28 protein-coding genes are annotated in these 25,435 nt (G+C 55.6%); 7 read left to right on the top strand and 21 right to left on the bottom strand.

All coding sequences use genetic code 11. The annotated features are described in order from the left end of the window. Positions 1–27: 27 nt before the first annotated feature. The 4 genes from speG to alaC form a co-directional block, all read right to left on the bottom strand. Positions 28–585, bottom strand: coding sequence for a spermidine N1-acetyltransferase (gene speG / locus IE156_RS09115; RefSeq protein WP_189392181.1), 558 nt, complete (start codon positions 583–585; stop codon positions 28–30). A gap of 313 nt (positions 586–898) precedes the next feature. Next, positions 899–2,308: a threonine synthase gene (thrC, locus tag IE156_RS09110; RefSeq protein WP_189392180.1), complete on the bottom strand. Its 1,410-nt coding sequence runs from the start codon at positions 2,306–2,308 to the stop codon at positions 899–901. Beyond that, positions 2,308–3,606 (bottom strand): homoserine dehydrogenase, encoded by a 1,299-nt coding sequence (locus IE156_RS09105; protein WP_189392179.1) that lies wholly within the window; start codon positions 3,604–3,606, stop codon positions 2,308–2,310. Before IE156_RS09105 ends, thrC begins: the two co-directional genes overlap by 1 nt. After that, positions 3,603–4,790, bottom strand: a complete 1,188-nt coding sequence (alaC, locus tag IE156_RS09100) for an alanine transaminase (RefSeq protein WP_189392178.1) — start codon at positions 4,788–4,790, stop codon at positions 3,603–3,605. The genes IE156_RS09105 and alaC overlap by 4 nt, the downstream gene beginning before the upstream one ends. A 166-nt stretch (positions 4,791–4,956) precedes the next feature. On the opposite strand from alaC, the gene IE156_RS09095 reads away from it, so the two are divergent. The 5 genes from IE156_RS09095 (at position 4,957) to IE156_RS09075 (ending at position 9,776) form a co-directional block, all read left to right on the top strand. Then, positions 4,957–5,400 carry an Mth938-like domain-containing protein gene (locus IE156_RS09095; RefSeq protein ID WP_189392177.1) on the top strand — a complete coding sequence of 148 codons (444 nt, stop codon included), beginning with the start codon at positions 4,957–4,959 and terminating at the stop codon, positions 5,398–5,400. Continuing rightward, positions 5,397–5,864, top strand: a complete 468-nt coding sequence (locus tag IE156_RS09090) for a peroxiredoxin (protein ID WP_189392176.1) — start codon at positions 5,397–5,399, stop codon at positions 5,862–5,864. Before IE156_RS09095 ends, IE156_RS09090 begins: the two co-directional genes overlap by 4 nt. 52 nt (positions 5,865–5,916) lie before the next feature. Continuing rightward, positions 5,917–7,683: a PhoH family protein gene (locus IE156_RS09085; RefSeq protein WP_189392175.1), complete on the top strand. Its 1,767-nt coding sequence runs from the start codon at positions 5,917–5,919 to the stop codon at positions 7,681–7,683. Between the two features lie 132 nt (positions 7,684–7,815). Continuing rightward, positions 7,816–8,808, top strand: coding sequence for a 4-hydroxythreonine-4-phosphate dehydrogenase PdxA (pdxA, locus tag IE156_RS09080; protein WP_189392174.1), 993 nt, complete (start codon positions 7,816–7,818; stop codon positions 8,806–8,808). After that, on the top strand, positions 8,805–9,776 hold the full coding sequence (locus IE156_RS09075; RefSeq protein WP_189392173.1) for a bile acid:sodium symporter family protein: 972 nt from the start codon (positions 8,805–8,807) through the stop codon (positions 9,774–9,776). Before pdxA ends, IE156_RS09075 begins: the two co-directional genes overlap by 4 nt. A gap of 144 nt (positions 9,777–9,920) precedes the next feature. Here IE156_RS09075 and IE156_RS09070 read toward each other — a convergent pair whose 3' ends face one another. From IE156_RS09070 to IE156_RS09020, 11 genes are all read right to left on the bottom strand, one after another. Then, a complete protein-coding gene (locus IE156_RS09070; RefSeq protein ID WP_189392172.1) occupies positions 9,921–11,291 on the bottom strand; it encodes a replicative DNA helicase in 1,371 nt (456 codons plus the stop codon). Positions 11,292–11,568: 277 nt separating this feature from the next. After that, entirely contained in the window at positions 11,569–12,024 is a 456-nt protein-coding gene (gene rplI / locus IE156_RS09065; RefSeq protein WP_189392171.1) for a 50S ribosomal protein L9, read from the bottom strand. An 18-nt stretch (positions 12,025–12,042) separates the two neighbouring features. Then, positions 12,043–12,315: a 30S ribosomal protein S18 gene (gene rpsR, locus IE156_RS09060; protein ID WP_003802444.1), complete on the bottom strand. Its 273-nt coding sequence runs from the start codon at positions 12,313–12,315 to the stop codon at positions 12,043–12,045. A gap of 89 nt (positions 12,316–12,404) precedes the next feature. Further along, the gene (gene priB / locus IE156_RS09055) at positions 12,405–12,722 is read right to left on the bottom strand and encodes a primosomal replication protein N (protein ID WP_189392170.1); all 318 of its coding nucleotides are present in this window, start codon (positions 12,720–12,722) and stop codon (positions 12,405–12,407) included. A 13-nt stretch (positions 12,723–12,735) separates the two neighbouring features. Further along, a complete protein-coding gene (gene rpsF / locus IE156_RS09050; protein ID WP_189392169.1) occupies positions 12,736–13,140 on the bottom strand; it encodes a 30S ribosomal protein S6 in 405 nt (134 codons plus the stop codon). A 142-nt stretch (positions 13,141–13,282) separates the two neighbouring features. Continuing rightward, the gene (folE2, locus tag IE156_RS09045) at positions 13,283–14,086 is read right to left on the bottom strand and encodes a GTP cyclohydrolase FolE2 (RefSeq protein WP_189392268.1); all 804 of its coding nucleotides are present in this window, start codon (positions 14,084–14,086) and stop codon (positions 13,283–13,285) included. A 149-nt stretch (positions 14,087–14,235) separates the two neighbouring features. Further along, positions 14,236–16,101 (bottom strand): 1-deoxy-D-xylulose-5-phosphate synthase, encoded by a 1,866-nt coding sequence (gene dxs, locus IE156_RS09040; RefSeq protein WP_189392168.1) that lies wholly within the window; start codon positions 16,099–16,101, stop codon positions 14,236–14,238. A gap of 115 nt (positions 16,102–16,216) precedes the next feature. Continuing rightward, positions 16,217–17,125, bottom strand: a complete 909-nt coding sequence (locus IE156_RS09035; protein WP_189392167.1) for a polyprenyl synthetase family protein — start codon at positions 17,123–17,125, stop codon at positions 16,217–16,219. Between the two features lies 1 nt (position 17,126). Then, entirely contained in the window at positions 17,127–17,393 is a 267-nt protein-coding gene (xseB, locus tag IE156_RS09030; protein ID WP_189392166.1) for an exodeoxyribonuclease VII small subunit, read from the bottom strand. 170 nt (positions 17,394–17,563) lie between these two features. Then, positions 17,564–18,454 carry a sulfurtransferase gene (locus IE156_RS09025; protein WP_189392165.1) on the bottom strand — a complete coding sequence of 297 codons (891 nt, stop codon included), beginning with the start codon at positions 18,452–18,454 and terminating at the stop codon, positions 17,564–17,566. Further along, the gene (locus IE156_RS09020) at positions 18,408–19,316 is read right to left on the bottom strand and encodes a DMT family transporter (RefSeq protein ID WP_229841144.1); all 909 of its coding nucleotides are present in this window, start codon (positions 19,314–19,316) and stop codon (positions 18,408–18,410) included. Before IE156_RS09020 ends, IE156_RS09025 begins: the two co-directional genes overlap by 47 nt. Before the next feature lie 245 nt (positions 19,317–19,561). Between IE156_RS09020 and htpX the strand changes: the two genes are divergently transcribed. Continuing rightward, a complete protein-coding gene (htpX, locus tag IE156_RS09015) occupies positions 19,562–20,443 on the top strand; it encodes a protease HtpX (RefSeq protein WP_189392164.1) in 882 nt (293 codons plus the stop codon). Positions 20,444–20,542: 99 nt separating this feature from the next. Here htpX and IE156_RS18395 read toward each other — a convergent pair whose 3' ends face one another. From IE156_RS18395 to aceE, 6 genes are all read right to left on the bottom strand, one after another. Further along, a complete protein-coding gene (locus IE156_RS18395) occupies positions 20,543–20,710 on the bottom strand; it encodes a hypothetical protein (RefSeq protein ID WP_229841142.1) in 168 nt (55 codons plus the stop codon). Positions 20,711–20,715: 5 nt separating this feature from the next. Further along, positions 20,716–20,922, bottom strand: coding sequence for a hypothetical protein (locus IE156_RS18390; RefSeq protein WP_229841141.1), 207 nt, complete (start codon positions 20,920–20,922; stop codon positions 20,716–20,718). A gap of 27 nt (positions 20,923–20,949) precedes the next feature. Then, entirely contained in the window at positions 20,950–21,408 is a 459-nt protein-coding gene (locus IE156_RS09005) for a GNAT family N-acetyltransferase (RefSeq protein ID WP_189392163.1), read from the bottom strand. Between the two features lie 60 nt (positions 21,409–21,468). Then, positions 21,469–21,693 carry a hypothetical protein gene (locus IE156_RS09000; protein ID WP_189392162.1) on the bottom strand — a complete coding sequence of 75 codons (225 nt, stop codon included), beginning with the start codon at positions 21,691–21,693 and terminating at the stop codon, positions 21,469–21,471. A gap of 34 nt (positions 21,694–21,727) precedes the next feature. Continuing rightward, the gene (locus tag IE156_RS08995; protein ID WP_189392161.1) at positions 21,728–21,892 is read right to left on the bottom strand and encodes a hypothetical protein; all 165 of its coding nucleotides are present in this window, start codon (positions 21,890–21,892) and stop codon (positions 21,728–21,730) included. A gap of 189 nt (positions 21,893–22,081) precedes the next feature. After that, the gene (aceE, locus tag IE156_RS08990) at positions 22,082–24,754 is read right to left on the bottom strand and encodes a pyruvate dehydrogenase (acetyl-transferring), homodimeric type (RefSeq protein WP_189392160.1); all 2,673 of its coding nucleotides are present in this window, start codon (positions 24,752–24,754) and stop codon (positions 22,082–22,084) included. 173 nt (positions 24,755–24,927) lie between these two features. Here aceE and IE156_RS08985 point away from each other — a divergent pair, with 173 nt between their 5' ends. After that, a complete protein-coding gene (locus IE156_RS08985) occupies positions 24,928–25,377 on the top strand; it encodes a MarR family winged helix-turn-helix transcriptional regulator (protein WP_189392159.1) in 450 nt (149 codons plus the stop codon). The last annotated feature ends 58 nt before the right edge of the window (positions 25,378–25,435 follow it).

The raw sequence follows: 25,435 nt of genomic DNA, 5'->3' as shown, positions 1-25,435 counted from the left end.
TCAAAGCAAAACGGTGATTAAAAAACCTTATTGCGCCAAAGGCGTCAATAAAGTTTGCGCTGGTTTATGAGCCGCCAGGAATTCAGACTGGAACAGGCACATACGCACCACATCCCGATATTGGCCATTGATGAAGAACTCATGCTTGAGCTCGCCTTCCACCTGAAAACCAAACTTCTGATAAATGTGGATGGCCTTCTGGTTCTCCTTATCCACGATCAGCACAATCTTATACAGGTTCAGCACTCCAAAGCCGTACTCAATCGCCAGCTTGGTAGCGCGTGAAGCAATCCCCTTGCCCTGAAACTCAGGCGCAATAATGATCTGGAACTCGGCCCGGCGATGTACATAATCAATCTCGACCAGTTCCACCACGCCTGAAGGCTGCCCCTCCCACTCCACCACAAAACGGCGTTCACGCTGGTCGTGAATGTGCTCGTCATACAAAGCCGCCAGCTCGCCATAGGTTTCGTAGGGCTCTTCAAACCAGTAGCGCATCACGCTGGCGTTATTGTCCAGCAAATGCACAAAGCGCAGATCTTCACGCTCCAGTGGGCGCAATTTTACGTGAGTCGTTTTACTCATGATTTTTCTATCCTTTCTCTCTGTTCGATAGACAAGCGGCCTATCTGCCTATACCAAAGGCTATAGACATCATGCCTGTGTATCGTGTTTTTTTGATGAAGACCCGATAGAAAAAGTTCAGTCGGCTGTCAAAGGACAACCATGCCCGCCTTCTTGCAAGGCCGGCCCAAAACGCAAAAAACCCCGATTTCTGCTTTCCCGCATAGCAAACTGAAACTGATTCAGGCCAGCAGGAATATCAAAATCGGGGTTTGAAACCACTACCTAGCCACTAACAGTGCGCCGAAAAACAACTCCGGCGCAGATAGTGACCCTAGCGTGGAGCGTGTTCCTCGATGTAGCGGCGTACCTGAGCGACATCCGCATCCATCACGACCACTTTTTGCGGCAAAGCGGCCAGTCCACGCAAGTGCTCAGGCACCGGAGCCGGCTGACCAATAGCCTCTTCGATAGTCTCGGAGAACTTGGCTGGCAAGGCTGTTTCCAGCACCAGCATAGGGATGCCTGCTTCGCGGAAGTTCTGAGCCACCTTAACGGCATCTGCCGTGTGCGGGTCGATCAGAGTTTGGTGTTGCTGGTTCACCTGGGCAATCGTGTCCAGACGATCCTGGTGCGAACTGGCACCGGCGACAAAGCCAAACTCTTCCTTGAAGCGTGGCAAATGCTCGCTCAGGTCAAATTGGCCTTCCTTAGCCAGCTGCTCCCACAATGCCTTGACCTTGCTGCCATCACGGCCCAACAGATCAAACACAAAGCGCTCGAAGTTGGAGGCACGGGAAATATCCATGGATGGACTGGAGGTGGCGTAGGTTTGATCCGAGCCACGAGGACGATATATACCAGTGCGGAAAAACTCTTCCAGCACGTTATTTTCGTTGGTCGCCAGCACCAGCTGATGAATAGGCAAACCCATCTGACGCGCAATATGACCCGACAAAATATTGCCGAAGTTACCCGAGGGCACGGCAAAGGAAACCTTTTGACCAGCTTCTGTTGTGCTGCGCAGCCAGCCCCAGAAGTAATACACCACCTGAGCCGAAATACGCGCCCAGTTAATGGAATTCACCGCGCCCAGATGCCATTGGGATTTGAATTGCAAATCCCCAGCCAAGGCCTTGACGATGTCCTGACAATCATCAAACACACCCTTCACCGACAGGTTGTGGATGTTTTCATCTTGCAGGGAATACATCTGGGCACGCTGGAAGGCGCTCATGCGACCAAAGGGGGAGAGCATGAACACGCTGACGCCACGCTTGCCGCGTAAGGCGTACTCAGCTGCCGAACCAGTGTCGCCAGAAGTGGCACCCACAATGTTCAGGGTGCTGTTGCGCTGTGTCAGCACGTATTCAAAAACCTGACCCAGGAACTGCATGGCCATGTCTTTAAAAGCCAGGGTTGGACCTTGGGACAAGCCCAGCAAGGAGAAACCGGGTTCCAATTCCTTGACCGGTACAACCTGCTCGCTGTCGAACACGCCGGGGGCGTAGGCACGAGCAGTCAATGCGGACAGTTCATCAGCCGGAATATCGGTGACAAACAGGCCCAGCACTTTCGCGGCCAGTTCGGGGTAGCTCAGGGCGCGCCAGGATTCCAGCATGTCGGCACTGACCTGCGGGTAGCTTTCTGGCATGGCCAAGCCGCCATCCGGAGCCAAGCCTTCCAGCAAGATGTCCGAGAATGGCTGGGCCTTCATGCCGCCACGAGTGGATACGTAATTCATTACAGATTCTCCACGCGCAAACGGGTCACGGCAGACTGTACAAACGGCAGATTCTGAATCTGGCTGATCGCGCCATTGATGGCACCTTCACGCGCTTCGTGCGTCAGGAAGATGATATCGGCCTGTTCGCCAGCCGGTTCCTGGAACATGGAACCAATCGAAATCGAGGCTTGAGCCAGAATGCGAGCCACGTCAGCCAACACGCCAGGACGGTCGTCCACACGCAAACGCAGGTAGTACGAGGACACCACTTCATCCATAGGCAGGATGGGGGTATCGGACATGGCGTTGTGCTGGAAAGCCAGGTATGGCACGCGATGTTCGGGTTCTGCGGTTTGCAGACGGGTCACGTCCACCAGGTCGGCTACCACCGCCGAAGCGGTTGGCAAGGCACCGGCACCGGCACCGTAGTACACAGTTTGACCAACGGCATCGCCATGCACCAGCACCGCGTTCATGGCACCTTGCACATTGGCCAGCATGCTTTGCAACGGAACCAGTGTGGGGTGCACGCGCAGTTCAATCCCGTCTTCACGGGCACGAGTAATGCCCAGCAGCTTGATGTTGTAGCCCAGGCGTTGTGCGTGTTGCATGTCTTCCAGAGCCAGGCTGGTAATGCCTTCCACATGGGCTTTGCTAAATTGCACCGGAATACCGAAAGCCAGGGAAGCCAGCAGGCTCAGTTTGTGAGCCGCGTCCACACCTTCAATGTCAAAGGTAGGGTCAGCTTCGGCGTAGCCCAGGCGCTGTGCGTCGGCCAGTGCCTCGGCAAAGCTCACGCCGCGATTGCGCATTTCGGACAGGATGTAGTTGGTGGTGCCGTTAATAATGCCGGCCAGCCACTGAATACGGTTGGCCGACAGGCCTTCGCGAATGGCTTTGATGATAGGAATACCACCGGCCACCGCGGCTTCAAAAGCCACCATGATGCTGCGCTCGTGAGCAGCAGCAAAAATCTCGTTGCCATGTTTGGCCAACAAGGCCTTGTTGGCAGTGACCACGTGCTTGCCCTGGGCAATCGCTTCCATGACCCACTCGCGGGCTAGCGTGTCGCCCCCCACCAGTTCGACCACAATATCAATATCAGGGTTACGCACCACGTCCATGCCGTCTGTGGTCAGGATAACGTCATCCCCAACCAGCGCGCGTGCCTTTTCTAGGTCACGCACAGCAATAGCGGCCACCTCAATACGGCGACCAGCGCGGCGAGCGATTTCATCTGCATTGCGTTTCAATACGTTCCAGGTGCCGCTGCCAACCACACCCAAACCCAGCAAACCTACTTTGATAGGACTCATTGAACAAATCCGTCCTTACGGAACATTTCTTTGATGCCGCGTACCGCCTGACGGGTACGTTGCTCGTTTTCGATCAGCGCAAAGCGCACATAGTTGTCGCCATACTCACCAAAGCCGATGCCGGGGGATACGGCTACTTTGGCATCGCTCAGTAAGCGCTTGGCAAACTCCAGCGAACCGATGTCCTTGTAGAACTCGGGAATCTTGGCCCAGATATACATTGATGCTTTAGGAACATCGACCATCCAGCCTGCTTCATGCAGACCCTTGGCCAATACGTCGCGACGGCGGCGGTACTGCTCCACCACCTCGGTAACACAATCCTGTGGCCCTTCCAGCGCCGCAATGGCGGCCACCTGAATCGGTGTGAAGGTGCCGTAGTCGTGATAGCTCTTGATACGCGCCAAAGCATTGACCAGCGAGGCGTTCCCCACCATGAAACCAATACGCCAGCCTGCCATATTGTAGCTTTTGCTCATGGTAAAAAACTCGACGGCCACATCGCGCGCACCTTCCACCTGCATGATGGACGGGGCCACGTAGCCGTCAAAGGTAATGTCGGCATAGGCCAGATCGTGTACCACCAGGATATTGTGCTCGCGTGCCAGCGCCACAATACGCTCAAAAAAGGACAGCTCCACACACTGGGCCGTCGGATTGCTGGGAAAACCCAGAATCATCATTTTGGGCTTGGGAATGGATTCACGCACGGCTTTTTCGATTTCTTCAAAAAAGTCCACGCCGGGAATCATCGGCACCGAACGGATATTGGCACCGGCAATGACGGCACCATAAATATGAATCGGGTAGCTGGGGTTGGGCACCAGAACGGTATCGCCTTTATCCAGGGTCGCCAGCATCAAGTGAGCCAGACCTTCTTTGGAACCGATGGTAACAATCGCTTCGCTATCGGGGTTCAAGTGCACATTGTAGCGGCGCTCGTACCAATTGGTCACGGCACGGCGTAGACGCGGGATGCCCTTGGAGACAGAATAACCATGAGTATCGGGGCGACTGGCCGCCTCCACCAGCTTTTCCACGATGTGCGCCGGTGTTGCTCCGTCTGGATTCCCCATGGACATATCAATAATGTCCTCGCCGCGATGGCGGGCGGCCATTTTCAGCTCACCGGTAATATTGAACACATAAGGCGGCAAACGCTCGATGCGCGGAAAGCGAATCATGATATTCCCTGATAGAAAAAAAGCGAAGACCCAAACCAAAAGGCAAAAGTTAATCAAAGAGTTTAATCCATGATTGACTTACTGAGAATCACCGCAAACAGATCAGGTGCCGCATCGTCCATGGCGCTTTGCGCTATCATCGACCCTGTAACGGGAGAGACTTATCGTGCAACTGCAACGCGAACACAATCCAGCCCTAAATGCCATCACCGCTTACGGTGAGGACTATGTGGCGATCAACTTTAAAAACCACGATCATTCCATCTTCTTTAGTCCCGAAGGCCCCGTGCAGGACCTGGCCATTCAAGGTGCTTCCGAGCTGACAGCCGTGCTGCTGCGCCGGATCGCCGGACTGGAATCGGTCAAGCAAGACCCCATGGCATTTCTGGACGACGCCCCGCTGGCGCGCCCTGACAACGCCCCCGAACTGATTTTGATTGGCACTGGCCAGCGCCAGCATTTTTTACACCCGGCCGTCACGCAGGAAATGCTGCAGTGGGGTATAGGTGTGGAAATCATGGATACCCAGGCCGCCGCCAGAACCTACAATATCCTCATGGCTGAGGGCCGCAAAGTGGTCGCAGCCTTACTGATACAGGAAAAAGCATGACTGCCGTACAAATTGGCGCCCCTATCCCCGACTTTTCTGTCCCCTCCACCCAGGGCGAGTTCAGCGCGGCTGAACTAAAAGGAAAGATGACAGTGTTGTACTTTTACCCCAAAGACAACACACCGGGCTGCACCACCGAATCCCAGAATTTCCGCGATGCCCTGCCCGAGTTCGAGGCAGCTGGCGCGCAGATTATCGGCGTTTCACGCGACTCGCTGGCCTCCCATGAACGTTTTATCGACAAGCAAGCGCTGAACTTCGCCTTGCTTGCCGACACCGAAGAGCGCTTGTGCGAACTGTTTGGGGTCATGAAAATGAAAAACATGTACGGTAAACAGGTACGAGGCATAGAGCGCAGCACCTTTTTGATCGACGCCCAAGGTGTGTTGATTCAAGAATGGCGTGGCCTTAAAGTGCCCGGCCATGTGCAGGCCGTATTACAGGCTGTCCAGCAAGCCGCCTGAAACCTTACCGTGCCGGCCGACAGGCCGGTGCACAACCAGGAGTACGTGTTATATGCCGCTACCAACGTTGCCCACCAAGCTGGGAACCCTGCTTAGCGAAAAAGATGACAGCGTCATCGTTGCCGATCCACCCGTACCACTAGCCGAACCATCCAGTCCCCCTGCCCGTCCGAAAGCAGCACCGACTAAAGCCAGCACCGAGCCACGCGCCAAAAAAACAGCGCCGGTAAAAACTGCGTCTGCGAGACCGGCCCGAGCTCCTGCTTCCGTTCCAGTACCTGCAGCAGCGCCTGCACCTGCACCTGCACCTGCCAGCGTAGCCAAAGCGGCTCCCAGCAAAACTGTCGCCAGTCCTGCTCATCAGCCCAAACCGACACCAGGATCGGCCCGCAAACGCACCCGCCTGGCCCCTGCCTTGCGCAAGCTGTTTGTGCTGGACACCAATGTCTTGCTGCACGACTCCAACTCTCTGTTCAAGTTTGAAGAGCACGATATCTTCCTGCCCATGATGGTGCTGGAAGAGCTGGATCACCAGAAAAAGGGCCTGTCTGAAGTAGCACGCAATGCGCGCCAGGTCAGCCGCTCCCTGGAAGGTCTGGTGGGTGATCATGGCCTGGACAAGCCCATTCATCTGGATGGCATTGGCAATGCCGAGGCCCTCGGCGACGTTACTTTCCAGACCAGTGCCCTGGACACCAGCCTGCCTATCCAGTTGCCTCTGGGTAAAGCGGATAACGCCATTTTGGCCGTGGTCAATGCCCTGACCCAGAGCCTGCCCAAGCGTGAAGTCGTCCTGGTGTCCAAAGACATCAATATGCGCCTGAAGGCCAAAGCATTGGGCTTGCTGGCGGAAGACTACCGCCACGACCATGTGCTGGATGACTCCGACTTGCTGTATGACGGTGTCATGCCCTTGCCGGACAATTTCTGGACCAAGCACGGCAAGAATATGGAATCCTGGCAACAGGGTGGTACCACTTTCTACCGCATCAGCGGACCGCTGTGTAGCCAGTTCATGGTCAACCAGTTCGTCTTTACCGAAGGCGATGATCCCTTGATCGCCCAGGTACGCGAAACGGCGGGCAACACAGCTGTTTTGGCAACCTTGCGCGACTACAGCCACGGCAAAAACAATGTCTGGGGCATTACTGCTCGCAACCGCGAACAGAATTTTGCCCTGAACTTGCTGATGAATCCCGACTTTGATTTTGTCTCACTCTTAGGCCATGCCGGTACGGGTAAAACGCTGCTGGCGCTTGCCAGTGCGCTAACCCAGACCCTGGAAACCAAGCGCTACAACGAAATCATCATTACCCGTGCCACGGTGCCGGTGGGTGATGACATCGGCTTCCTGCCCGGTACCGAGGAAGAAAAAATGCAGCCCTGGATGGGTGCGCTGGAAGACAACTTGGAAGTGCTGCACCTGGGCACAGGCAAGTCCTCCGGCAACCTGAACAACGCACAAGGGACCGAAGCGGCCCCTCGTAACTCCACCATGGAACTGGTGCGCTCCAAGATCAAGGTTAAATCCTTGAGCTTTATGCGTGGCCGCACTTTCATGAACAAGTTCCTGATCATCGACGAGGCCCAGAACCTGACGCCCAAGCAGATGAAAACACTGGTGACGCGCGCCGGTCCAGGAACTAAAATTGTCTGCTTGGGCAATATTGCCCAGATCGACACGCCCTACCTGACCGAGGGCAGTTCGGGACTGACCTACGTAGTAGACCGATTCAAAGGCTGGCCGCATGCAGGCCATATCACCTTGCAACGTGGTGAGCGCTCCCGTCTGGCGGATTACGCCAGCGACGCCCTCTAAACGGAATCCCTACTCACTCAAACCGGGTCTTGGACCCGGTTTTTTTTTACCGCCAGGCCGCCCTAAGGTAAAAGGCGCCCCTTTGGGGTCAACAAGCCGAAAGCGCAGCGTGGGGGCTTTTTATTGACCACTATGAAACGTACCGCACAGCCCATCGGGCTCACTATGGGCGATGCCGCGGGCATAGGCCCGGAAATCATTGCCCGCCTGATTGTTGAAGGCTTGCCGCACCCGGCCGTCGTCTATGGTGATGCTGGCGCACTGCGCCGTGCCTTGACACTGATTGGCGCGGACCCGAACTGGCAGGTGGAAGAGGTAGCGCAACCCGTCTGCACACCCGCAGGCACCATTGCTGTGCTGAACCGCTGGCAGCCTTTGCCCAAGGACCTTCCTTACGGACAAATCCATGCTCTGGCCGGACGCGGTGCTTACGAGTACCTTTGTCATGCTATTGACGATGCCCAAGCCGGGCTGATCCGTGCCATTGTCACCGCGCCCCTGAATAAGCTGGCCATGCAAAAAGGCGGTATTGACGCCCCCGGCCATACCGAAATCCTGGCCGAACGAAGCCAGACCGAACACTACGCCATGATGCTGGCCAACGAGCACCTACGCTCCATTCTGGTCACCATCCACGAGCCTCTGTCACGCGTCCCTTCCCTGATCACCAAGGACCGGGTACTGCAAACTATTAGATTGGCCCAACTGGCCTGCACGCAGGCTGGAATTACCGAACCCCGCGTAGCCGTTGCAGGCTTGAACCCTCATGCGGGTGAAGGTGGCAAATTTGGTTCTGAAGATATAGAACACATTGCACCAGCCATAGAGCAGGCCTGCGCCGAAGGCATACAAGCCAGCGGCCCCTGGCCCGGAGACACTATATTTATGCGTGCCCGTCAGGGGGAGTTCGACATTGTAGTGGCCCAATACCATGATCAAGGCCTGATCCCCATCAAGCTGCTGGGCCTGGATGAAGGAGTCAACGTAACGGTGGGACTGCCCTTTATCCGCACCAGCGTTGATCACGGCACGGCCTACGATATCGCCGGACAAGGCAAGGCCGACGCGTCCTCCCTGGGGTATGCCTACCGTATGGCCCTTTCCATGAGTGCTCATCAGGCATGATCAAACGTTTGTCGATTGACCCGTTTTTACTAAAGCTGTTTGCCACGGTTGCCCTTGCCAGCCTGTTGCCCGCTCAAGGCTGGGGTGTGGCCTTGTTTCAACACAGCACGCAGATCGCCATTGCCTTACTATTTTTTCTCCATGGTGCCCGCCTGTCCCGTGAAGCGATTTGGGGCGGTTTGTCCCATTGGCGTCTGCACCTGCTGATTCTTTCCGTCACCTTCCTGCTCTTTCCCATTTTGGGCAGCGGCGTCGCTGCTGTGCTGCGCCCTTGGCTGACAGACAATCTGTACCTGGGAATTCTGTTTCTGGCTTGTCTACCCAGTACCGTGCAATCTGCCGTGGCCCTGACCGCAATGGCACGCGGTAATGTGCCCGTTTCGATTTGCAGCGCTTCCGCCTCCACCTTGCTGGGTGTGTTCATCACCCCCTTGCTGGTCGGCGTTATGCTGGCCGGCGCCACCAGCGCCCAAGCGACTGTCTCGCTGGAAGCCGTAGGCAAGATTATGTTGCAGCTGTTTTTCCCCTTCGTCTTCGGGCATTTGCTGCGCCCGTTGATCGGTGCCTGGGTGATGAAACGTCAGAGATTACTGAAGGTAGTGGATCAGGGATCGATACTGCTGGTGGTATATACGGCTTTTTCGGGCGCAGTCGTGGGAGGACTCTGGTCCTCTACCCCTCTGAGCGCCTTGGGCCTGATTATTTTGGCCAACGCTGTTTTACTGACCCTGGCACAATTGCTGGCCTGGAATCTGGGGCGCTGGCTGGGCTTTTCGTTTGAGGACCGTGTCAGCCTGCTAATGTGCGGCTCCAATAAAAGCCTGAGCAGCGGTATTCCGATTGCCAATGTAATTTTCCCCAGTGCCATGGTGGGGCCTATTATCTTGCCGATTATGTTGTTTCACCAATACCAGCTACTGGTATGCGCGTGGCTGGCTAAACGACTGGCAGCCCGCAACGGCGACTAAGGGGGCTATGAAACCCTGCTCCCAGGATGGTTCAGCAACACACAATAAAGGGGAGGCATACCAAGGTATGCCTCCCCTTTTATTCTTCACCCTGCCGACCGCGGTACGCGTATAAACACGGGCATGTATACAGCGCCTACCCGACTACGTTGGCATGTAATCCAAAAAGCGCGTACTGGCACCGGCAAAGGTCAGACGTACCGAACCGATAGGACCGTTACGCTGCTTACCAATAATGATTTCAGCCGTGCCTTTATCCGGCGAGTCAGGGTTATAGACCTCGTCCCGGTAAATAAACAAGATCAAGTCAGCATCCTGCTCAATAGCACCTGACTCACGCAAGTCGCTCATCACAGGACGTTTGTTGGGTCGTTGTTCCAGGCTTCGGTTCAACTGCGACAAAGCGATCAGGGGGCAATTCAACTCTTTGGCCAAACCTTTCAAGGAACGACTGATTTCAGAAATTTCAGTCGCCCGGTTCTCGCCGCCGCTTGAAGACATCAGCTGCAAATAGTCGATGATGATCAAGCCCAGCTGACCACACTGCCGTGCCAGTCGTCGAGCCCGTGCCCGCACTTCCATGGAAGACAGGCCGGGCGTCTCATCAATATAAATCTGGGCTTCCTGCACCTGCTGCACCGCGTGCGTCAGGCGCGGCCAATCGTCTGCAGTCAGCTTACCGGTACGCATACGATGCTGATCCAGCAAGCCTACCGAACCCACCATACGCATGGCCAGCTGTACCGCACCCATTTCCATGGAGAACACGGCAACTGGCAGGCCCTGCGCAATCGCAACATGCTCGCCTATGTTCATGGAGAAAGACGTTTTACCCATAGAAGGACGGCCTGCCACAATAACCAGGTCACCGGCCTGCAGGCCCGAGGTCATCTTGTCCAGATCCGCAAAGCCCGTGGGCACGCCAGTTACTTCCGAATCACCTTCACGGTGATAGAGCTCATCGATACGTTCAACCACCTGACTGAGCAGAGGCTGAATTTCCAGAAAGCCTTGCGAGCCGCGCGCGCCTTCCTGAGCGATCTGAAACACACGGGTTTCCGCTTCATCCAGAATCTGGCGGGCTTCTTTGCCCTGGGGGTTAAACGCCGCCGAGGAAATATCATCAGCCACCGTCACCAGTTTGCGTAGCGTGGAGCGCTCGCGCACGATCTCGGCGTAGCGACGGATATTGGCTGCCGAGGGCGTGTTATGGGCTAACGCATTCAAATACGCCAGCCCCCCCACATCTTCCTGCTTACCAGCAGTAGACAAGGACTCAAAAACGGTCACCACGTCGGCAGGTCGGGCCAGACCAATTAAGCGGGTAATGTGTTGCCAGATCAGTTTGTGATCAAAACGATAAAAGTCCTCGTCGGTGACAATATCGGCCACTCGGTCAAACGCGGCATTATCGAGCAACAAGCCACCGAGCACCGACTGCTCCGCCTCAATGGAGTGAGGGGGAATCCGAAGATAATCCAGCGTTGAATCGGATTTGGCTGACTTGCTTTCCATGCATATACCTTCAAATCAAGGAAAAAAATCGATGCCGCAGCCAACAAGAGACGTTGTGCGGTCTTAAACAGTATGTCTGTGTATCTGGGGTCAGAACAGTCAGGCTCAACAGGGTATTGAGCTGACAGGACCTAAAGCGGCAGCACAAGCACACTAGCAGTGTGCGGGCCCTCTCCGTACAAAGGGAGAGAAAACAAAAAAGCCGGCTTGCACCGGCTTTTTTGAGCTTGGCAGATACATCCCACGAAAGAATGTACCATGCGTCAACGCAGTAGTCTTAGGCTACGTCGCCTTGAACCACAACGCTGATTTCAGCAGTCACGTCAGGGTGCAGAGCAACCTGAACGGGGTATTCGCCAACTGCTTTCAGGTGACCGTCTGGCAGACGAACCTGAGTCTTGACCAGATTGTCAAAACCAGCAGCTTGCAGAGCTGTAGCGATGTCCATGGTAGTCACGGAACCGAACAAACGGCCATCCACACCGGCTTTTTGAACCAGAGTGAAAGTTTGACCGTTCAGTTTTTCGTTCTGAGCCTGAGCAGCGGCCAGCTTTTCAGCTTGCAGCTTTTCCAGTTCGGCACGGCGTGCTTCGAACTCTTGCAGAGCAGCGGCCGTAGCACGGCGAGCAACTTTGCGTGGCAGCAGGAAATTACGAGCGTAACCATCACGTACGCGCACCACATCACCCAGATTACCCAGGTTGGCGACTTTTTCGAGCAAAATAACTTGCATGACTAAGGTTCCTCTGGATTATTTGTGGTTGTCGGTGTACGGCAACAGAGCCAGGAAACGAGCACGCTTGACAGCGGTATCCAGCTGACGCTGGTAGTGAGCTTTAGTGCCCGTCAAACGTGCAGGGATGATCTTGCCATTTTCCTGGATGAAATCACGCAGGGTGTCCAGATCTTTGTAATCAATTTCTTCAACGCCAGCGACGGTGAAGCGGCAGAATTTGCGGCGCTTGAACAGTGGGTTCTGTTGTGCAAATTTGCGTTTTTTGTCTTTGCCTCTACGGAAAGCCATTTTGTGCCTCGTTAGTAACCGGGCTATACCCGGAAGAATTCAGTGTGAAGCGAGGTGTTGAACACTTCGCGACGATCGAGCCAGACTGGTCAGACCGTAACAGAGCCTTGCCCAGGAAAGTAACGCTGATAGTTCTGTACATGCAGTACCAAACGCGTCGAGCCTTTACGGGCAGGAGCAATAAAACCTTGTAGCTGCAAACGGGCTCCTAATGGAGTGTCTGACAAACCCAGCGCATTATTACCCAAAGCCACTACCTGCATCGCCAGAGCGATTTGCCGGGAGTGACCGGCTTCCATTACGGAAGATTCGTGTTCCAGTACCAATTCCAGAGCAGGGACACCAGCCGGCGTATAACGCAAAGGCTTGATATCGATAAGTTGCCCGTCAAGGGTGAACTGGTTCACGCAGTCGGAACTATTACTCTTCAGCTTGAGCTTCGGCCTCAGCTTCAGCAGCCACAGGGGCGCTGGCTTCGGTGCTTGCTTTACGAGCTTCTTCGCGTTCGACAGACTTCATCATGACCGAAGCGCCTTCAGGGGCTTTCTTCGTGCCAGCGATGAGGTAACGCAAGATAGCGTCGTTGTAGCGGAAGGAATGCTCCAGCTCGTCCAAGATGGACTGACCGCATTCGATGTTCAGGCACACGTAGTGAGCCTTAACCAGTTTCTGGATTGGGTAAGCCAGTTGACGGCGGCCCCAGTCTTCCAGACGGTGAATAGCACCGCCTGCGGAAGTAACAATCGCCGAATAGCGCTCGATCATGGCGGGCACTTGCTCGCTTTGATCGGGATGCACAATGAACACTACTTCGTAGTGACGCATGGAACAACTCCTTGTGGATATCGCCTACTACCTACTGGAAACCAGTCAGGCACCAAGCGCGACAGCCCGCCCATTCAATCCGGGTCGAGCAAGAAACCATAGATACTAGCACCAAGAAAGGCCGGCTGACAAGCCAAAAGCCTTAGCCCTGCACGCTTGCGTAGGCAGAGTGATTATGAATAGACTCAAAATTCTCGGCTTCGATGCTATAACGCAACACTCCGGGCAGACTACGAACGCTAACGGCCACGTCCCGCACCAGGTCTTCAACAAACTTGGGATTGTCGTACGCGTATTCGGTAACGTATTTTTCGTCCGTGCGTTTCAACAAACCCCACAGCTGGCAAGAAGCCTGCTCTTCTACCGATTGGATCAAGGTAGGCAAGTCCAGCGCCGCCGGATCAGCAAACACGGCCTGCACAGTGACATGCGAACGCTGATTATGCGCCCCATATTCAGAAATAGCCTTAGAGCACGGACACAGGCTGGTGACAGGCACCAGCACCGACAGTTCGAACTCCGGCTGGGCATCCACACCGACGCGCGCCGTCCAGCTGACGGTGTAATCCATCAGGCTGGCCACGCCCGACACGGGAGCAATTTTTTCCAGAAAAACGGGGAAAGACGCAGTCATGTCGCCCCGTCCGGCATTGAGCAAAGGCAACATCGCCTGGGCCATCTGCACAAAACCGGCCGGCGTCATAGGCTGACGGCGGTATTGTTCCAGCAAGGCCACAAAGCGCGACATATGGGTGCCTTTTTCTTCAGGTGGCAAAGCCACCGTCAATTCCCACTGCGCCACGGTAGGCACGGCCTGCCCTTGCAAGTCCAGCATCATCGGATGCCGCACCCCGCGCACACCCACGCGCTGAATGGCAACACGACGTGTATCCATGCTGCTTTGCACATCTGGCATGACCAAAGGCGATTCCGACACTGTATTCATATCCATCAGGTTCAGCTACGACAGAGCCGTAACCGCAAATAAAAACAATAATGAATTATTATCTTACGCTTATCGCAAGCGGGGTTCGATAACCTTAACAACAACACGCATATTGAGGTATTTAATGCCTCAAATACGCCGCAATTGCATCACGCCTCAAGCAAACTTGAGAAACGTTCACGAATAGAGCGTTCGATTCCCGCTGCGTCCAAACCCAGATCCTGAGCAATTTTCTTCTGATCGCCGTGATCAATGAACTCGTCCGGGTAGCCCAGTTGCAAAACAGGCATGACCAGGGCATCGCGGCTGACAAACTCCAGCACCGCACTGCCTGCTCCCCCCATCAAACAGCCCTCTTCCACCGTCACGAATGCCTGATGGCTTTGGGCCAGTTCCTGCAGCAGAACTTCGTCCATGGGTTTGACAAAGCGCATGTCCACAACCGTGGCATCCAACGCCTCGGCCGCCTTCAAGGCTTCGTGCAAAATAGGGCCGAACGCCAAAATAGCCAGATTTTTGCCCTGACGACGCAAATTGGCTTTGCCCAGCGGTACCGTATTTAGTGCCTGATCAACCGCCGCGCCCACCCCAGCTCCACGCGGGTAGCGTACCGAGCTGGGTCCTGGGTGCTGATAGCAACAGGTCAGCAGCAAATGGGTTTCGTTTTCGTCCGACGGCGTGGCCACCACCATATTGGGAATGCAGCGCAAAAAGGCAATATCGTAATTACCAGCGTGAGTTGCCCCATCCGCACCCACCACACCCGCGCGATCCAGCGCAAAGGTGACATCCAGATTTTGCAGGGCTACATCGTGAATCAACTGATCGTAGCCGCGCTGCAAGAAGGTGGAATATATGGCGACGACGGGCTTTTGCCCTTCACAGGCCAAGCCACCGGCAAATGTCACCGCGTGCTGTTCAGCAATACCCACATCAAAGTAACGACGGGGAAACTGCTGCTCGAACTCCACCATGCCGCTACCTTCACGCATGGCGGGGGTAATACCGTACAAGCGTTGGTCCTGCTTCGCCATGTCGCATAGCCATTGGCCAAAGATCTGCGTAAAGGTAGGACGCGGCTTGGTCGTGGGAGTCACTAAACCCACAGACGGATCGAACTTGCCAGGGCCGTGATAGAGCACCGGATCAGCTTCAGCCAACTTGTAACCCTGCCCTTTACGGGTAACCACATGCAGGAACTGCAAACCACCCAACTCGCGCAGATTGCTCAAGGTAGAGACCAGGGCATCCAGGTCGTGGCCGTCGATCGGGCCCACGTAATTAAAGCCCAGCTCCTCGAATAAGGTGGCTGGAGTCAGAATCCCCTTGGCATGGCCCTCAAACTTGCGTGCCAAATCCAGAACGGGGGGCACATGCTGCAAAACAGCCCGGCCCACATTCTTGGCGGTGGCATAAAAACGGCCTGACATCAGACGAGCCAGATAATGATTCAGCGCGCCCACCGGGGGGGAGATCGACATATCGTTATCGTTCAGCACCACCAGCACATTCACATCGGGGGTAACACCGGCATTGTTCAGCGCCTCAAAGGCCATCCCGGCGGTCATGGCACCGTCGCCAATGACCGCAATATGCTGACGTTCGATGCCTGCATTGCGCGAGGCCACGGCCATGCCCAATACGGCAGAAATCGATGTCGAGGAATGAGCGGTGCCGAAATCGTCGTATTCGGATTCGGAACGCTTGGGGAAACCGGAAATTCCATCCTGCTGGCGCAAGCCACCCATCCGGTCGCGACGGCCAGTCAGGATTTTATGCGGATAGGACTGATGGCCCACATCCCACACGATACGGTCGTGGGGGGTCTCGAACACATAGTGCAAGGCCGTGGTCAGCTCAACCGTGCCCAGATTGGACGACAAGTGCCCACCGGTTTTGGATACGGATTGCAGAACAAACTCGCGCAGTTGTCGTGCCAGCTCGGGAAGATCGCGTTGATCAAGCTGGCGCAAGTCGGCGGGAGACTGGATCTGCTCTAGGGAAACAGTTGTCATACTAAAAGACGTCTATCCGGGCAAATAAGTGAAACGACTGTCAAAAAACAATCGCCAATCGGCTATTGTAAAACGCTTCGCGGCCAGTGCCAAAATTGCACTGGCCTAGCGTTGCTTAATGATTGCGGCCGACGATGTAGTCCGCCAACTGCGTCAAGCGTGCTGCCGCAGGCCCCAAGGGGCGCAAGGCCAGCTGAGCCTGCTCATTCAGAGCCCCCAACAACTCGCGCGAACCCTCCATCCCGAGGATGGACACATAGGTCGGTTTATTGTCGGCTGCGTCTTTACCAGCAGTCTTGCCCAACGTGGCAGTGTCCGCGGTCACGTCCAAAATATCGTCCACGACCTGGAAAGCCAGACCAACAGCCTGGGCATACTCTTCCAGACCATTGCGTACAGTGGACGAGGCTCCAGCCACGATACCACCCAGCAACACGCTGGCCTCCAGCATGGCTCCAGTTTTCATGCTGTGCATCTCTTGCAACTGATCACGATCCAGCGCAATGCCCACGCTTTCGCAATCAATTGCCTGACCACCTGCCATTCCTGCACTACCGGCTGCCTGAGCCAGCTGCGTGATGGCCTGCACAATCAGCGCAGGCGCAATCGGCATGTGTGCCAAGAGTTCAAACGCCAATGGCTGCAAAGCATCGCCCGCCAACATGGCGCAGGCTTCATCAAACTGAACATGGGTGGTTGGGCGACCACGACGCAATTTGTCGTCGTCCATGCAGGGCAGGTCGTCGTGAACCAGCGAGTAGGCGTGGATCAACTCCACCGCAGCGGCTGCTAGTTCCAGCGCTTTCAATTGCGCTGCGGCCATCGGCTTGCCTTGCAAGGCCGCTTCACCAGCGGCATATACCAAGGCCGCGCGTACTCGCTTGCCACCGCCCAACACGGAATAGCGCATGGCTTCGTGCAAGCGGGCTGGCTCCTGGCTGGCGGGGGGCAATAACTGATCCAATGCGGTCTCAGTCTGCTCAACCCGTGCCTGAAGCCACTCAGAAAAACTGGTAGAACTCATCTTAACTCTCTCCCTCTGCCTCATCCCCCGACAAGGGGCGCAACAGATTGCCTTGCAATACGCTGACTTGTTCTTGCGCAAGATCTAGTTTGCGCTGGCATAACTGGGCTAATTCGACGCCCTGCTCATAGGCCTGTAAAGCCTGCTCCAGCGGCAATGCCCCGCTTTCCATGCGGGCGACCAGCGCTTCCAGTTGCGCCAGTGCGGACTCGAAATCCTGCTGGTCGGGCGCCTGGGCGCTTTGATTATCTTCGCGAGATTTAACCATAACTATTCCTGATCAATAAGGGCAGTCCGGACTACCTGACGCCCGATTGGAAGTGGCATTGTACGGGAGCCTGCGCCAGACCGTAGCGTACAAACAGGATGGAGAGTCAGTACCGATAAAAAAGCCGCCCTGGGGCGGCTTGTTCAGCACCACAAGAACAGACTGCGCAGCTAGCTGCGTGCAACCGGCCTGCTGGCATCACTGACCCACTCGCTCCAAGATCCGGGATAGATGCTGGAGCCGGACAAACCGGCTAGCTCCATGGCAAAAAGATTGTGACAAGCTGTAATACCGGAGCCACATTGATGCACCACTTGCTCAGCCGGCGTCTTGCCCAGCACGCTAATAAACTCCTGACGCAATTGTTCGGCAGATTTAAAGCGCCCCTGCTCGCCCAGATTATTCAGATGCGAGCGATTCAGTGCGTCGGGGATATGACCGGCAACCGGGTCCATAGGTTCCACATCGCCGCGGTAGCGTTCTGCCGCACGGGCATCCAAAACGGTAAACACCGGAGTGGTCAGGTTTTTCAATATCTGCTCGGTTTTCACGGTAGGCATGGCAGGCTGCGCAGGCACGCTCAGGTCAGTTGTGGCTTGAACCGCTTGTGCTGGCCCGCTATCTTCTGGGCCTTCAAGACCCTGCCAGGCCTGCCAGCCACCATCCAGAATGGCAACCTGCGGGTGACCCAGCCAGCGCAGCATCCACCACATATGGCTGGCGAACAGAGAAGCTTGGGCGTCGTAAACCACGACCTGCATGCCGTCACGCAAACCCTGTTTCTGCAGCAGTTGGGCCAGATCCTGACGGCTGGGCAAAGGATGGCGGCCATTCAGACCGGTCTTGGGCGCGGCCAGATCGGCCTCGTGGTCCAGAAACACGGCACCAGGAATATGGCCCTGCTCGTAGGCACGGCGCCCTGCCTGATGGTCTGCCAAATCGTGGCGCACATCCAGAATCAGCCAATCCGCATTACCCAGATTGGCTTTGACTTGTTCTGCGCTAACTAGAAATTCAAACACGTTCTGCCTCCTTGACGGGAGCCTGCTGTGCCGCCGCATTCTTGCCTCGCAAGATACGATCCTCGCTATAAGTACGCCAGGCCGACAACAAACCGGACCCAATAATCAATGCCATGCCTGCCCAGGCCAGCCAGTCAGGTACATCGCCCCAGAAAGCAATACCAATCAGGGCGGCGAAAATAATGGTCGTGTATTGCAAGGCTGCGGTCAACAGGGCCGAGCCCAATCCAAAGGCCCGTGTCATGGTCAGTTGGCCAAACAAGCCGGACAGCCCCACACCCAGCAGAGCCAGCCAGGCGCGCCAGCTAAGCTCGCGCCAGCCTTCCCAGAACAAACCCAGCAAGCTGGAACACACGACAAAACAGGAAAACAACAGAACCGTGCGCCACTCAGGTTCACCCGAGCGTCCCAATGCACGTACCTGCATCATGGCCACCGCACTTAAAGCCCCGGCGCTTAAACCCAGCATGGCCGCCCACCATTGGTCTGGCGTAATACTGGGCTGCAACACGCCGATTACCCCCAGAAAGCCCAACAGAACAGCGATCAGGCGTACGGGGTCACGCTGCGTGCCACCCCAGGCCAGCATCCAGAACGCAATAAATAAGGGAGCCGTATAGTTCAGACTGACGGCAGTCGATAAAGGCAGATTGGCCAGGGCTACAAAGCCCAGCCACATGGAGCTGACGCCAGAGACGTTACGTCGAATATGTAGCTTCCAGCTTTGGGGAGCCAGCCTTAGTCCCCGACTTTTGGCCCAGAACACCAAAAGTAATACCGAGGGGACGCCACGGAACAAAACGATTTGCGCCATCGACGCCCCCGAGTCGGCGGACACTTTGACACAGGCCCCCATAATGGCAAACATGGCGCAGGCTACCAGCATCCATAATGACTGCATGTGATCTAACCAAATTCTGTATAAGGGAAAGCTATTACTATACTCCCCCACCTTGTAAAAATGGCCTGCCAACCCCATATCCAGACCACTTACACAACAGCATTTACACACAGCAGGAAACTAACCTTCCCGCAAGCTGACTAAAAGCTGAATTTTTTATTTACGCGCCTGGAATCAAGGCTAAAATTTGCGCAGATCGTGGCCACACGATCACGATTTTTTCTGTCATACCGGAATCTGCATTCATGAAACGAATTGTCCTTTTCTTAATAACCAACTTGGCCGTCATGCTGGTGCTGAGCGCCTCCATGAATATTTTGGGTGTGGGACGTTACCTGAACGCACAAGGTCTGGACCTGACCCAATTGCTTATTTTCTCGGCGCTGGTTGGTTTTACGGGTGCCATCATCTCCTTGCTGATGAGCAAGTGGATGGCCAAACGTAGCGTGAACGCGCGCGTTATTGACCCTAATGCTCCTGGCAATGCAGAGGAGGCCTGGTTGGTGGATACGGTTCACCAATTGGCTGACCGCGCCGGTATTGGCCGCCCTGAAGTGGCCATTTACGATGGCGAACCAAATGCCTTTGCAACGGGAGCCTTCAAAAACGACGCCCTGGTAGCCGTGTCTACGGGTTTGCTGCGCGGCATGAGCGAAGAAGAGGTCATGGCGGTACTGGGCCACGAAGTCGCCCACATTGCCAATGGCGATATGGTTACCCTGACCCTGATCCAGGGCGTGGTGAACACCTTTGTGATCTTCCTGGCCCGTCTGGCCGGTTACTTTGTGGACCGAGTTCTGCTGCGTAATGAGCGTGATGTGGGCATGGGCTACTACGCCTCGGTCTTTATTTTTGAACTGGTCTTTGGCGTGCTGGCCTCCATCATCGTGGCCTGGTTCTCGCGCCAACGTGAATACCGTGCCGATGCAGGCTCTGCCCAGTTGCTGGGTTCGCGCCAACCCATGATCCATGCGCTGGCCCGTCTGGGCGGCATGGCTCCCGGCGAGTTGCCCAAGAACTTCGAAGCCTCCGGTATTTCGGGTGGCCGCGCCATTAGCGCCATCTTCGCTTCTCACCCACCCATCGCTGCCCGCATTCAGGCTTTGCAAAGCGCCCAGTCGGTCTAAACCCGACAGGCTGCGTAAACAAGCAGCAAGCCTTAAAATAAAACACCCCAACAGCCATTGTGCTATGGGGTGTTTTTTTATGGATAAGAGACCGCCAGCTCAGCGCACAGGCTGCCGAACAATCATCCGACGTCGAGCGGAAGCTGCCTTGCTCCAGTCATCCAGATAGATCTCGTGGTAGACCCCCAGGGGTTCCAAGCCTTCTTTGGGCAAGTACTGGGTGTAGAGCTGATGCAACAAGGCAGACAGATCGGCATTGGACCCCACGTGCATTACCTGCACACACTTGCCTTCCTCGCCGTAGACAGGATCTTGATCGCCGCCCCCACACTTAAGGGTTTTGGCAGACCTTTGCCATCCAGAATGGCAAAAGGCAAAGTCGGTACATCCAGCACCCGGAAATGATGCTGCAAGGGAGCATAGAGCGCCGTTAAGGCGGCCTTGTCCTGGCTTAAATCAATCATGTTCTGGTAAGACATAGTGAGTTTTTTAAAAGGGCTCCAGCTTCAGCTTGCAAAGTGATATTCCAGGATATCGTCACCAAACTCGTCCCGCTGGCCGCTATCAGTCCAACCCAAGTGGCGATAAAAACCATATGAGCGCACCTGCGGATCGCTATTGCAAGCCAGGAACAAACGGCTGAAACCCCGGTTGCGCAAGTCTTGCACCATCTGATCCAGCAAACGACGGCCCAGCCCCAGGCTTTCATAGTCGGGCAAGAGTGCCAGCACCATGATCTCGCCGCTTTCACTATCGCCAAAGCAATAGCCCGCCATCTGCCCGTCCACCAGAGCGATATAACCAGGGCAGCTATCATCTTCAATACCCGCGCCCCAGCTTTCAGCCGTGATACCCAACTCGGCCAAGTCCTGCTCCGAAAAAGCATTCTCGCGGGTCAGGCCACGAATACGCAGACATTCACGGGCATCATCAGCGACTGCCGCACGCAAGACTATCTTGCTCATTCCATACTCCAAAAAATAGCGACCGGCTGTTTGGCACATGCTTATCGCTTATCAACATTATTAAGGGTTCCTCAGACCTGCCTGAATCAACCACTGCGCCATATCCGCCACGACTTGCGGCATAGCCGAGCGGCCATCAGGCTGGTTCATGCCGTGATCCAGGTTCAAGATTTGCTGCCACCAGTCGCTGCCATGATCACTCATGCAGGTATCCACACCGCTACGCGCCTGTTGCAAAAGCCCACCCAGGCCCTCCAGCATGGCCTGCTTATCCGCGGCAGGCATCTCTTCGAGCGCCGCACTCTAGAGCACATCATCCTCAAACCAGCGTCCACCGCCATTGAAGCTGATCGCTGCCTTCAGGCGAGCTTGCGCCATCGCCACGAGCCAGCTCATAAGCTGGGTGATGAGCCTGAGCCAGACCGCCCATGCCCAACAAGACACAAAAGCCCGTCAGGCGGGCCAGAGAGCTTACATAATTCATGCCAGCACTGTGGCACAGAATGATGAAGATTTGATGGAGAAAGGAAGCTGGCAGCCCTATCAAAAAAGGGTGCCAGCCTGCAGATGAGCGGGCTGAACGGGGGGAGACATCAGGCCATCCGTCATCAGCAGGCTGGCGTCCCGCCACCGAGCGCCACTTGCGCTAAAGTGGCGCTAGGCTTGGCAAGACTCAAGGCTTCATGGGGTTAGTCTTTTCAGGATTGATTTGGTAGCGCTGCAAGGCGTCACTAAGCAGAGAACGCGGCACAGAACCCTCGTCAGCCAGAAGCTTTAAAGCTGACACTACGATAAAGTGCCGGTCAACCTCGAAGAACTCCCGCAAAGAAGCACGGGTGTCGGAACGCCCAAAACCATCGGTTCCCAAAGCCAGCAAACGACGCTCTGGCAGGAAGGATCGGATTTGCTCGCCCACAATCTTCATATAGTCCGTTGCCACCACCAGCGGACCAGCATGCCCTGCCAGACAAGACTGCACATAAGGGATACGAGGCTCGCTTTCGGGATGCAAAGTGTTCCAGCGTTCGGTATCCAGTCCATCCCGACGCAACTCGTTCAAGCTGGGGGCGCTCCACACGTCGCTGGCCACCCCAAAATCGTCTTGCAGCAATTGGGCGGCCGCCATCACTTCCATCAAGATCGAGCCACTGCCCATCAACTGCACACGTGGGGTCTTAGCTTTTTGTTCCGGCCCGGCCTGCAACAGATACAGCCCTTTAATAATCCCCTGCTCTACGCCTTCCGGCATCTCGGGATGCGGGTAGTTTTCGTTGAGCACGGTTATGTAATAGAACACATCCTCCTGATCCTGATACATGCAGCGAATACCATCTTGCATGATGACAGCCAGCTCATAAGAGAAAGTCGGATCATAGGACCGGCAACTAGGCACCACGCTGGAGAGCACATGACTATGGCCGTCATCGTGCTGCAACCCTTCCCCCATCAAGGTCGTGCGGCCAGAAGTCGCACCAAACAGAAAGCCCCTTGTGCGCGCATCAGCCGCCGCCCAGATAAAGTCCCCTACCCGCTGAAAACCAAACATGGAGTAGAAGATAAAGAGCGGAATCGTAGGAATGCCATGATTGCTGTACGAGGTTCCGGCCGCAATCCAGGACGAGATCGCTCCCGACTCATTCAGCCCTTCCTGCAAAATCTGCCCATCCTTGGCCTCTTTGTAATAGCTCAGTTGGCCCGCATCTTGTGGCGTGTATAGCTGCCCTAAATAAGAGTGAATACCAATCTGACGGAACAAACCTTCCATCCCGAAGGTGCGCGACTCATCCGGCACAATGGGCACAATCAATTTGCCCAGCACCGGATCTTTCAGCAAGGTGCTCAAGATACGCACAAACGCCATGGTGGTAGACAGACCACGTTCACCCGTCCCTTTAAGCTGTGCAGAAAAAGCATCCAGCGTCGGAACAGTCAGGGCAGGGACTGAAGTTCGGCGTGACGGCACAAACCCGCCCAGGGCCGCGCGTCGTTGTTGCAGATACATCGCTTCCGGGCTCCCCGGCTCGGGACGCAGATACGGCAACTCTTCCAATTGCTCGTCCGAGACCGGCAACTGGAAACGATCCCGAAACGCACGCACGGCATCGGCGCTCATTTTCTTGAGCTGGTGATTAATGTTCTGCCCTTCACCGGCCTCGCCCATACCGAAGCCTTTGACGGTTTTCACCAGAATGGCCGTCGGCCCGCTCTGATTGCTGGCAGCTTGTGCGTACGCGGCATACACCTTGTCGGGATCATGACCACCACGGGACAAGGCCCAGATATCGTCATCCGACAAATCAGCCACCAGCTCCAACAGCTCAGGATACTTGCCAAAGAAGTGCTCACGCACATAGGCGCCGTTCTGCGACTTGAAGGTCTGGTAATCACCATCGACACATTCCATCATGCGTTTACGCAGCAGGCCCGTTGTATCTTTGGCCAGCAAGGCATCCCAGCCTGCACCCCAAATCACCTTGATAACCTTCCAGCCTGCCGCCCGGAACGTGGACTCCAGTTCCTGAATCACTTTACTATTGCCGCGCACGGGTCCATCCAGGCGCTGCAAATTGCAGTTGACCACGAAGATCAGGTTATCCAGCTTTTCACGCCCCCCCACTGCAATGGCAGACAAGGATTCGGCCTGATCCATTTCGCCATCGCCCAGGAAGGCCCAGACTTTGCGGCCATCCATAGGCTTCAGACCCCGGAAGTCCAGGTAACGCATATAGCGAGCCTGATAAGCCGCCATCAAGGGCCCAAGCCCCATGGACACCGTGGGGAATTGCCAGAAGTCGGGCATTAAACGTGGGTGAGGGTACGACGGCAGACCACGACGACCCGCCTCTCGCCGGAAGTTGTCCATCTGCTCATCATCCAGACGCCCCTCTGCATAGGCTCGCCCATAAATACCAGGCGCGGAGTGTCCTTGTATATAGACCAGATCGCCGTCAAAGCTGTCTGTGCGACCGCGAAAGAAGTGATCAAAGCCCACGTCATACAGCACCGCCGCCGACTGATACGTTGCAATATGTCCGCCCACATTAGAGTGACGACCAGCACGCAACACCATGACCATGGCATTCCAGCGCACATAGGCGTTGAGCTTGCGCTCCAGCTCTTTGTTGCCGGGATAGGCGGCTTGCTGCTGCACAGCAATGGTGTTGACGTAAGGCGTGGTGACGCGGGTATGCAGATCACCATGGCGCAAGGCATCGAAACCCAATAACTGATCAATCAAATAATGAGCACGCGGACGGCCCTCGGCCGCCGTAACGGACTCCAGGGCATCCAGCCACTCGGTAGTTTCTTGCGGATCTACATCCACAAGGTGCAAAGCATGATTCATAACCATCTCCAGGTGGTACGAGCGGAGCCGCCAAGCAGCGTCCCTACGGCCACAAATACATAGGAAGGTAAGGCCCCACCTTCCCATACGATTGCAATTGCAACTATCTAATGACGCCATCTTATCCAGCTATAATTGCATTTGCAACTAAAAAATAATTGGGGGAATACGCGATGAGTCGACCAGAAGCTGATTTGTGGTTTTCCTTTGTGCGGGCACACCGCAGCATCCTGAAAGAAATAGAACGCCGGCTGGCCGCCGAGAAATTGCCACCCTACGCCTGGTATGACGTGCTCTGGGGATTGGAGACGGGACCGGAGGGCACGCGCCGCATGCATGAGCTGGCCGACCGGCTGGCGATTGAACGCTACAACCTGACGCGGCTGGTCGACAGGCTGGAAGCGCAGGGGCTGGTGCAACGCAGCCGTTCCTCTGAAGATGGTCGGGCAGCGTTTGCCAGCATTAGCGATCAAGGCCGTGATCTGCGCAAACAAATGTGGCAGGTATACCAAAGCACCGTGCAGGAACTGTTTCTGTCCGCCTTTTCCGAACAGGAGCAAAGTCAGTTTGCACAAAGACTGGATCAGGCCGCCCGCCAGGCGCGCCAATCCTCCAAGCCTTAAATGTGTCCAGCTGATACATCAGACTCACGCTTGTAAGATGCGCTGGGCTATTATTTAC

This window comes from Alcaligenes pakistanensis, assembly GCF_014652815.1.
Taxonomy (GTDB): domain Bacteria; phylum Pseudomonadota; class Gammaproteobacteria; order Burkholderiales; family Burkholderiaceae_B; genus Alcaligenes; species Alcaligenes pakistanensis.
The sequence above is the reverse complement of the archived record's forward strand: the minus strand, read 5'-3'. Positions and strand labels throughout refer to the sequence as shown.